General features: G+C 41.0%; 7 protein-coding genes, 2 tRNA genes and 1 rRNA gene. All 10 read left to right on the plus strand.

The window, feature by feature from the left end:
• The first annotated feature begins 93 nt into the window (after positions 1-93).
• The 10 genes from mqnE (at position 94) to EPR_RS03255 (ending at position 9,665) form a co-directional block, all read left to right on the plus strand.
• A complete protein-coding gene (gene mqnE / locus EPR_RS03210; protein ID WP_200763843.1) occupies positions 94-1,158 on the plus strand; it encodes an aminofutalosine synthase MqnE in 1,065 nt (354 codons plus the stop codon).
• Positions 1,155-1,592 (plus strand): phosphoribosyltransferase, encoded by a 438-nt coding sequence (locus EPR_RS03215; protein WP_200763844.1) that lies wholly within the window; start codon positions 1,155-1,157, stop codon positions 1,590-1,592. Before mqnE ends, EPR_RS03215 begins: the two co-directional genes overlap by 4 nt.
• Positions 1,589-2,158, plus strand: a complete 570-nt coding sequence (locus EPR_RS03220; RefSeq protein ID WP_200763845.1) for an anthranilate synthase component II — start codon at positions 1,589-1,591, stop codon at positions 2,156-2,158. Before EPR_RS03215 ends, EPR_RS03220 begins: the two co-directional genes overlap by 4 nt.
• 5 nt (positions 2,159-2,163) lie before the next feature.
• A complete protein-coding gene (locus EPR_RS03225; RefSeq protein WP_200763846.1) occupies positions 2,164-3,357 on the plus strand; it encodes a glycosyltransferase family 39 protein in 1,194 nt (397 codons plus the stop codon).
• Between the two features lie 88 nt (positions 3,358-3,445).
• The gene (locus EPR_RS03230; RefSeq protein WP_200763847.1) at positions 3,446-4,777 is read left to right on the plus strand and encodes an ATP citrate lyase citrate-binding domain-containing protein; all 1,332 of its coding nucleotides are present in this window, start codon (positions 3,446-3,448) and stop codon (positions 4,775-4,777) included.
• A gap of 11 nt (positions 4,778-4,788) precedes the next feature.
• Positions 4,789-6,633: a citrate/2-methylcitrate synthase gene (locus EPR_RS03235; RefSeq protein WP_200763848.1), complete on the plus strand. Its 1,845-nt coding sequence runs from the start codon at positions 4,789-4,791 to the stop codon at positions 6,631-6,633.
• Positions 6,634-6,686: 53 nt separating this feature from the next.
• Positions 6,687-7,310, plus strand: coding sequence for a pilus assembly FimT family protein (locus EPR_RS03240; RefSeq protein WP_200763849.1), 624 nt, complete (start codon positions 6,687-6,689; stop codon positions 7,308-7,310).
• Positions 7,311-7,640: 330 nt separating this feature from the next.
• A 16S ribosomal RNA gene (locus tag EPR_RS03245) occupies positions 7,641-9,174 on the plus strand.
• 279 nt (positions 9,175-9,453) lie between these two features.
• A tRNA-Ile gene (locus tag EPR_RS03250) sits at positions 9,454-9,530 on the plus strand.
• Positions 9,531-9,589: 59 nt separating this feature from the next.
• Positions 9,590-9,665: transfer RNA gene (locus EPR_RS03255), tRNA-Ala, on the plus strand.
• Positions 9,666-9,691: the final 26 nt, after the last annotated feature.

A 9,691-nucleotide genomic window follows, 5' to 3' on the forward strand; every position in this document is an offset into this window, starting at 1 on the left:
TTCTACTTTTTATATTTTTTTTAGTCGATATTATATCTTTGTTTTTCTAAAGTTTTAGTATAATTACCGCACATTATATATTTAGAGGAAAGAATGGACACTGTCGAAAAAATAGAAGCAGGAGAGCGCCTCAGTTTTGAGGACGGTCTGAAACTTTACGATTTTGATATTTTCACTCTCGGAAAGTTGGCAGACAGCAGAAGAAGGGCGCTTTATAAAAATAGAACATTTTTCAATATAAACAGACATATCAATCCTACAAATATTTGTGCAGATATATGTAAATTCTGTGCTTTCAGCGCCAATCGCAAAAATCCGAATCCGTATACCATGAGTATAGATGAGATTTTGAAAATTGTTGAACAAGCTTCACAAAGAGGAGCAAAAGAGGTACATATAGTCTCTGCACACAATAAAGAAGCTGGGCTTGACTGGTATCTAGGGATGTTCAAAGAGATAAAAAGAAATTTTCCCCATATTCACATAAAGGCGCTGACTGCCGCTGAAGTAAACTTTCTGGCAAAAGAGTACTCTGTGAGTTATGAAAAGATGATAGATATGATGATCGAAAGCGGAGTGGATAGTATGCCTGGAGGTGGTGCAGAGATATTCGACGAAGAGGTGAGAGAATATATTTGCAAAGGAAAGGTTAGTTCCGATGAGTGGCTCGAAATCCACAGGCTATGGCATAAAAGAGGGAGAAAAAGCAATGCAACTATGCTTTTTGGTCATGTGGAAAAAAGAGAACACAGAGTCGATCATATGTTGAGACTCAGAGCTCTTCAGGATGAAACAGGCGGATTTAACTGTTTTATCCCTCTGGTATACCAAAAAGAGAACAACTATCTTAAAGTAAAGGATTTTGTAACGGGACAGGAATATCTCAAAACTATAGCCGTAAGCCGTCTTATGCTTGATAATATTCCGCATATAAAAGCATACTGGGCATCATCTACCATAAATCTGGCCCTTGTTGCACAAGAGTTTGGAGCAGATGACCTTGATGGCACTATAGAGCGCGAAGCCATACAGTCTGCCGCCGGTGCGAAAAGTGCAGGAGGAATGCCGCTTGAAGAGTTTGTCGCCCTTATTAAAGACAGCGGATTTGTTCCGGTCGAAAGAGACAGTCTTTATAACGAGTTGAAAGTGTGGCAATGAAATATTACGGATATGATGAATATCTAAAAGATATGAAAAAACTTGTCAAAAAAATCGACTTCGATTTTGATGCAATAGTCGGCGTTGCAAGAGGAGGAATGACTATAGCACATATGCTGGGAGAGTATTTTGGTACAAGAAACGTCTTTACGATAAACTCTATAGCATATGAAGATACCAAAAAACTGGATGCAGTAAAAGTTTTCAATATTCCCGATTTGAAAAATTTCAGAAAAATTCTGATTGTTGATGATATTGTCGACAGCGGCGATACTATGAGAAAGATAATATCTGTTTTAAAAAAGAGATATCCAGACGCCGAGTTTAAAGTAGCTGCACTTTTTTACAGACCCGATGCCGGTTTCAAACCAGACTACTATGCGGCTGTTACAAATGAATGGATAGATTTTTTCTGGGTTAAGGATTTGAAATGATTTTGATGATAGACAATTATGATAGTTTTACATACAATATAGTGCAGTACTGCCTGGAACTTGGTGCGGATCTGAAAGTCATAAGAAATGACGAGATGAGCGTTGAGGAGATAGAAAAACTGGGGCCTGAAAAGATTATCATATCTCCAGGGCCTGCAACGCCTAAAGAAGCGGGAATAAGTCTGGATGTGATCAGGCATTTTAAAGAAAAACTGCCTATTTTCGGTATATGCTTGGGGCATCAGGCTATAGCGGAAGCTTTTGGTGGAGAGATAATCAGAGCAAAAAATCTTATGCACGGGAAAACATCTGTAATCGAAGTTGTAAAACACACACCTATATTTAAAAATCTGCCAAAAGAGTTTGTTGCTACAAGATATCATTCGCTTGTTGTGAACAAGAAAAATCTTCCAAAATGCGTAATCCCCACCGCTTACAGCAAAGATGACAGGGAAATTATGGCAATAGAAATTGAGGGGCTTCCGATATATGGTGTGCAGTTTCATCCCGAATCGATAATGAGCCAATACGGACACGAAATAATTGAAAACTTTTTAAAACTCTGACCACTATGAAAAGCAAAAGTATCCTTTTATTTTATAGTTTTGCAATACTGCTGCTTTTGCTGGTACTCTCCAATACTTTGCATATTTCGCCGGACGAAGCTAAAATTGTTTTTTCACAAAACTATCTTGGTAGGATAATAGGAATTTTTTTATCGTTTTTTGGACAAAGTGATCTCTCTTTAAGACTCTTCTTCGTAATTTTACATATCATTAATATATGGCTTGTATACCTGATATCGCTGAAAATTGTTAAAAAGGAGATATACGCTCTTTTATCTGCAGTTGTGTATTCTTTATTACCGGGAGTTTTAAGTTCAGCCCTTATAGTGAATGAAGCGGGTATTGTAATTTTTTTGACGCTTCTTTTTATATATATCTATCAAAATAAGAAGTTTGGGAAAAAAGCATATCTTCTCTTTCCGGTTATGCTTTTAGCTGACAACTCTTTTGCTATATTTTTTTTGAGTCTATTTTTCTTTTCGCTGAAAAAAAAAGATAGACTGCTGATTTTTCTTTCGCTTCTTTTTTTCGGATTGTCCATGTACCTTTTCGGCTTTGATGCTTCCGGAAAACCGAGAAACTATTTTTTAGAGACTTTCGGAATATATTCGGCTGTTTTTTCCCCTCTTCTGTTCCTCTATTTTTTCTACACCATATATAGGATTCTGGTTAAAGAGGAAAAAGATATCGTCTGGTATATCTCTTTTGTCTCATTTGCTTTTGCGTTGCTTCTCTCTTTCAGGCAAAGAATTCATCTTGAAGATTTTGCCCCTTTTGCTGTTATAGCACTGCCTTTGATGGTCAAAGTTTTTATGAATAGTTACAAGGTAAGGATTGCAGAGCATAGAAAAAAACATAAATTGCTGTTTGCTATAGTTGCTGTCTCTTTGATACTTAACGATCTTGTTCTCTTTTTTAATAAACCACTATATTATCTGTTTGAAAATCCAAAAAGACATTTTGCATATAAATTCCATATCTCCAAACCTCTTGCAGATAGTTTGAAAAAGATGGGTATATATTGTGTAAAGACGTCTGATAAAACATTGCAAAAACAGTTAAGATTTTATGGAATATGTGAAAAGGGTCCTTTTATTTTAAACAAATATAAAATTAACAAAAAAGCAAAAAAAGTTTCGATTCGATACAAAAACATTACTCTTGAAACATTTTATGTTTCGAAAATTAACAATAAGTAGAGTTTGTTTTTTTTATTTGTTGATTTAATACTTTTATTTTTCATAGAATGTTACAATTGCACAAATTAGAAAATAGTAAGGAGATATGATGGCTCAAAGAGCGATACGTGAATATGACGGCAAAAAACTTTTTGCAAAAAACTGGGAGAAATATTTCGCCCCTTTGAAATATCCTTTCGAATCCGTTTTGGTAAAAAGCGGTGAAGAGCTTCTTAAAATTGCTCAAGAACCCGAGTACAAATGGTTGAAAGAGAAAGCTCTGGTTGCAAAGCCGGATATGCTTTTTGGAAAAAGGGGGAAAAACAATCTGGTTCTTTTTAAAGTAAATAAGCCCGGCGATGTTACTTTGGAAGATGCTGCTAAGTGGATAGATGAGAAAAGAAGTACAGAGACCACGCTTCTTAGCGGACAAAAAGGTGTTCTAACTCATTTCATCGTAGAACCTTTCACGCCTCACTCTGAAGATGAAGAGTATTACATAGCTGCTACTACTCTTGATGAAAACTTTGATGTTCTTTATATGAGTGCTCATGGTGGTGTAGAGGTTGAAGAGAACTGGGATAAAGTTGTAGAGGTAAAAATTCCTATCGATGCAACTGATGAAGAGATTGAAAAAATTATTAAAGAGAATATTCCTGCGGATATTCCTGAAGACAAAAAAGATGTATATGCAAACTTTGCGGTAAATTTCTATAAATTTTTCAGAGACCTTAACTTTGCATATTTGGAAATCAATCCTGTTGTAATAGTGGGAGATAATGTTTATCTTCTTGACCTTGTTGCAAGACTGGATGACACTGCAGGTTTCTTGATGAAAGATATCTGGGGTGACATAGAGTTCCCAACACCTTTCGGTATGGAAGAGAAAACTCCGGAAGAAGAGGCGATAGCTGAAGCCGATGCGAAAAGCGGTGCTTCTTTGAAACTAACCGTACTCAACCCTAAAGGAAGAATCTGGACATTGGTTGCAGGTGGCGGCGCTTCTGTTGTTTATGCGGACACTATTGCAGATTTGGCAGGCGGCGTTAAAGACTTGGCAAATTATGGAGAATATTCAGGCGGACCAACAACTGACGAGACAAGATTTTATACTGAAACTGTTTTGGATTTGATGACAAGAGAAAAAGATCCTGAAGGTAGAGACAAAATTCTTATTATTGGTGGTGCTATAGCAAACTTTACAGATGTTGCCAAAACTTTTACCGGAATTATTCAGGCATTTGAAAAATATGCCGATAAGATGAAGGATGTTGGTGTGAGAATTTATGTCAGACGTGGTGGTCCAAACTATGAAAAAGGTCTAAAAGATATAAAAGAGGCTGCGGACAGATTGGGATTGCCTATAAAGGTTTTCGGTCCTGAAACACACATAACTGATATTGTAAGAATGGCATTAGAAGAAGATAAAGCAAAAGCATAAGGAGAGATTATATGGGACTATTTACAAGAGATACTCAAGCGATATTTTGGAACAATAACAGAAACGCAATCCAAAGAATGTTGGATTATGACTATATTATAAAAAGAGAAAAACCTTCAGTTGCTGCAATTGTAGCACCAACTAGTTCAAACAAGTTTGACAAGTTCTTTTTCGGTACAGAAGAGGTAATGATTCCAATTTACAGAAGTACCGCCGAAGCTGCAGCTGCTCATCCAAACGCAGATGTTCTTTTGAATTTCGCGTCTTTTAGAACAGCTTATGATGTTACCATGGATGCTTTGAATTTTGATCAGTTTAAAACTATAATGATAACTGCAGAGGGTATTCCTGAGAGACTTGCAAGAATAATGAACAAAACTGCTAAAGACAAAGGAGTACTCATCATAGGACCTGCAACAGTCGGTGCCATTACTCCTGGTGCTTTCAAAGTTGCTAACATAGGCGGAACAATCAACAACATAGTAAATTCCAAACTTCACAGACCGGGGAGCTGTGGTCTTGTAACAAGAAGTGGGGGTCTGTTTAACGAGCTTTCAAACATCATCTCACTTAACGCTGACGGTATAGCTGATGGTGTTGCTATAGGCGGTGACAGATTTGTTGGTTCTGTTTTTATTGACCACCTTCTAAGAATGGAAGATGATCCGAATGTAAAATATATGCTTTTGCTTGGTGAAGTTGGAGGTAGAGAAGAGTATAAAGTAATTGAGGCTGTAAAAAGCGGAAAGATTAAAAAGCCGATTATCGCCTGGTGTATCGGTACTATTGCACAGCACTTTACAAGCGGTGTTCAGTTCGGACACGCGGGAGCAAGTGCCAATGCTGAAGAAGAGACAGCTATTGCTAAGAACAAGGCTATGAAAGAGGCAGGTATTCATGTACCTGACAGCTTCAACGACCTTCCTCATGTTATTAAAGGTGTTTATGAGCAGCTAAGAGGCGAAGGTGTGATAGAAGAGATTGAAGAGCCGGAAGTTCCAAGTGTTCCTGAAGATTATGCGAAAGCTTTGAAAGCAGGAAAGATCAGAAAACCTAAAAACTTCATCTGTACAATCAGCGACGATAGAGGAGAAGAAGCTACGTATGCCGGATATCCTATCAGCAGTGTAGCTACACCTGATACAGGAAAAACAATTGGTGATGTTATCAGCCTTCTATGGTTCAAAAAAGTTTATCCAAGATGGGCGGTTGACTTTATCGAAACTGTTATCAAAACTGTTGCAGACCACGGTCCTGCAGTATCAGGTGCGCATAACGCCAAAGTTACCGCAAGAGCAGGTAAAAGTGTAGTCGAGTCTTTAGTAACTGGACTTTTGACTATAGGACCGAGATTCGGCGGTGCTATAGACGGAGCTGCATACTATTTCAAATATGCTCATGACAACAGCTTGAGTCCTAAAGAGTTTGTAAACTACATGAAAAAGCAGGGTGTTCCTATCCCTGGTATAGGCCACAGAATCAAATCTGTAAGAAATCCGGATAAGAGGGTTGAGGGACTTAAAAAGTTTGCTGCAGAGAATTTCCCTGCAACTCCGCTTTTGGATTATGCTTTGGAAGTTGAAAAACTTACAACAAGCAAAAAAGACAACCTTATTCTAAATGTTGACGGAACTATAGGTATTTTGATGGTTGACATGTGGAGAGCTCTTGGATACAGTGAAGAAGAGATTAACGAGTTTATCGAAAGCGGAACGCTTAACTCTTTCTTTATCCTAGGAAGAACGATTGGATTTATCGGACATGTTCTTGATGAAAAGAGACTCGGAATGCCTATGTACAGACATCCGTTCGATGATATTCTGTACGATGTCAATAAGGCTGATGAGATAAAATAAAACCTCTTTGTGGTATAATCGGCATATGGCCGATTTTACCGCAAAGGATAAAAATGCGTAAAGCATTTACATTTTTCGAAACGATTATAGTTGTACTGGTTGTCGGAATACTCGCGGCAATCGCACTCCCAAGACTCAGCGCAGACAGACTGCAGGAAGCTGCTGATCAGATACTTTCTCATATTAGATATACTCAACATTTGGCATTGATTGATGACAGATTCGATCCGCTTGATCAAAATTGGTACAATGAAAGATGGAGAATAAATTTTAGACAGTGTACAAGCGGAAACGGATGGTATTATGTAGTGTTTCGAGATTTAAATCACGGAGGCGCAGCTGCAGCACCGGGAAGAGACGAATCTGCTATAAACCCTTTTGATGGAAGACGTTTGTTTAATAATGGAAACTGCACTGAAAATCCGGAAGACAGTCCGGAAGTTATTATCGGTTCAAAATACAGTGTTACCGGCATAAACTTTACCGGCGGATGTACAAACCAGTATATAGCATTTGACGAAATCGGCAGACCATTCTTCACTACCTACGGTACAACGCCTTACAGTGGCATAATGTCAAATGACTGCAATATAACCTTTCAAACTTCAGACGGACAATTTACCATTACAATAACTGCAGAAACGGGATATGCATATTTAAGCAATATAAGCGGCTGATACAATTTTATCTGCATTTAAGCGAAGGCGGTATATAATTCCGCCTGCTTAAGAGGGAGCGAGTGGAGTGAGGAGACAAGAGCGAGTACGGCGGGGCCGTGGTTGTGGATAGGCTCTTGACATAGATGGAAAGATTAGGTATAATTTCACCCCTTTAAAAAGAAGGGAAGAGGGTTTGACTGACTCATTAGAGTTTAATGAGTTTGAGAGTTCTTTTCCGATTAGTAGAATGGGAAAAACGATCTTTGAAAACTAAACAAACCGACTAAAACCTTTGAGCGAGAAGTTTAAAGTAAATGGATTAACTGATTCATAAATTACATAAATTATTTTATGGAGAGTTTGATCCTGGCTCAGAGTGAACGCTGGCGGCGTGCTTAACACATGCAAGTCGAACGAGAACGGCTTTTTCCTTCGGGAAAGAGTGTCAGCTAAGTGGCGCACGGGTGAGTAATACATAGCTAACCTGCCCTATAGCGGGGGATAACAGCTGGAAACGGCTGCTAATACCCTATACTCCTTCTCTACATAAGTAGAGTTGGGAAAGCGATATGTAGCGCTATAGGATGGGGCTGTGGCCTATCAGCTTGTTGGTGGGGTAACGGCCTACCAAGGCTATGACGGGTAGCTGGTCTGAGAGGATGATCAGCCACACTGGAACTGAGACACGGTCCAGACTCCTACGGGAGGCAGCAGTGGGGAATATTGCGCAATGGGGGCAACCCTGACGCAGCAACGCCGCGTGGAGGAAGAAGGCCTTCGGGTTGTAAACTCCTTTTCTGAGGGAAGATAATGACGGTACCTCAGGAATAAGCACCGGCTAACTCCGTGCCAGCAGCCGCGGTAATACGGAGGGTGCAAGCGTTACTCGGAATCACTGGGCGTAAAGGGCGCGTAGGCGGTTTGGTAAGTCGGGTGTGAAAGCCCACGGCTCAACCGTGGAACTGCATCCGAAACTGCCAGACTAGAGTTCGGAAGAGGCAGGTGGAATTGGTGGTGTAGGGGTAAAATCCGTAGAGATCACCAGGAATACCCATTGCGAAGGCGACCTGCTGGGACGATACTGACGCTGAGGCGCGAAAGCGTGGGGAGCAAACAGGATTAGATACCCTGGTAGTCCACGCCCTAAACGATGGATGCTAGTCGTTGGAGTGCCAGTCACTTCAGTGATGCAGCTAACGCATTAAGCATCCCGCCTGGGGAGTACGGCCGCAAGGCTAAAACTCAAAGGAATAGACGGGGACCCGCACAAGCGGTGGAGCATGTGGTTTAATTCGAAGATACGCGAAGAACCTTACCTGGGCTTGACATCCCCAGAACCCTGTAGAGATACGGGGGTGCCTACTTTTGTAGGAACTGGGTGACAGGTGCTGCACGGCTGTCGTCAGCTCGTGTCGTGAGATGTTGGGTTAAGTCCCGCAACGAGCGCAACCCTCGCCCTTAGTTGCTAACAGTTAGGCTGAGCACTCTAGGGGGACTGCCCGGGCAACCGGGAGGAAGGTGAGGATGACGTCAAGTCATCATGGCCCTTATGTCCAGGGCGACACACGTGCTACAATGGGCAGGACAGAGAGAGGCAATACGGCGACGTGGAGCAAATCTCTAAACCTGCTCTCAGTTCGGATTGTAGTCTGCAACTCGACTACATGAAGCTGGAATCGCTAGTAATCGCGGATCAGCCATGCCGCGGTGAATACGTTCCCGGGTCTTGTACTCACCGCCCGTCACACCATGGGAGTTGAGCTCACCCGAAGCCGGGAAGCCAACCTAATTTAGGGGGCTACCGTCCACGGTGGGCTCAGCGACTGGGGTGAAGTCGTAACAAGGTAACCGTAGGAGAACCTGCGGTTGGATCACCTCCTTTCTAGAGTGATGATCCGAACATTAAATTGTTTGGATAGAGAGGGGTCTCTGTTTCACGACAGAGGCCGGAAGCTCAAAGGTGGAGGTCGGTTTGTTTAGTTTTGAGAGATTGGGGGTTCTTTAACATATTAAAGAGAGTAGCGTGAGCTGATTTTCATAAACCCTTGTCAGGGGTGGGTTTGAAAGAGGTAGAAGGCGGAAGGCTGAAGGGTGAAGGAAAAGAGAAGAGGAAGATTAATCTACTTCAACCTTCAACCTTCAACACTTCAACTTGAAATAAGGGCCTGTAGCTCAGGTGGTTAGAGCGCACCCCTGATAAGGGTGAGGTCAGAGGTTCAAGTCCTCTCAGGCCCACCATTTGGGAAATGAATAATGAATAATGATGAATTCATAATTCAACATTCATCATTAAAGACGGGGAATTAGCTCAGCTGGGAGAGCGCCTGCTTTGCACGCAGGAGGTCAGCGGTTCGATCCCGCTATTCTCCACCAGTTGGTGAGTGTAAGTGTGGGTGTTG

Source organism: Nitrosophilus alvini (assembly GCF_015100395.1).
Lineage (GTDB): Bacteria > Campylobacterota > Campylobacteria > Campylobacterales > Nitratiruptoraceae > Nitrosophilus > Nitrosophilus alvini.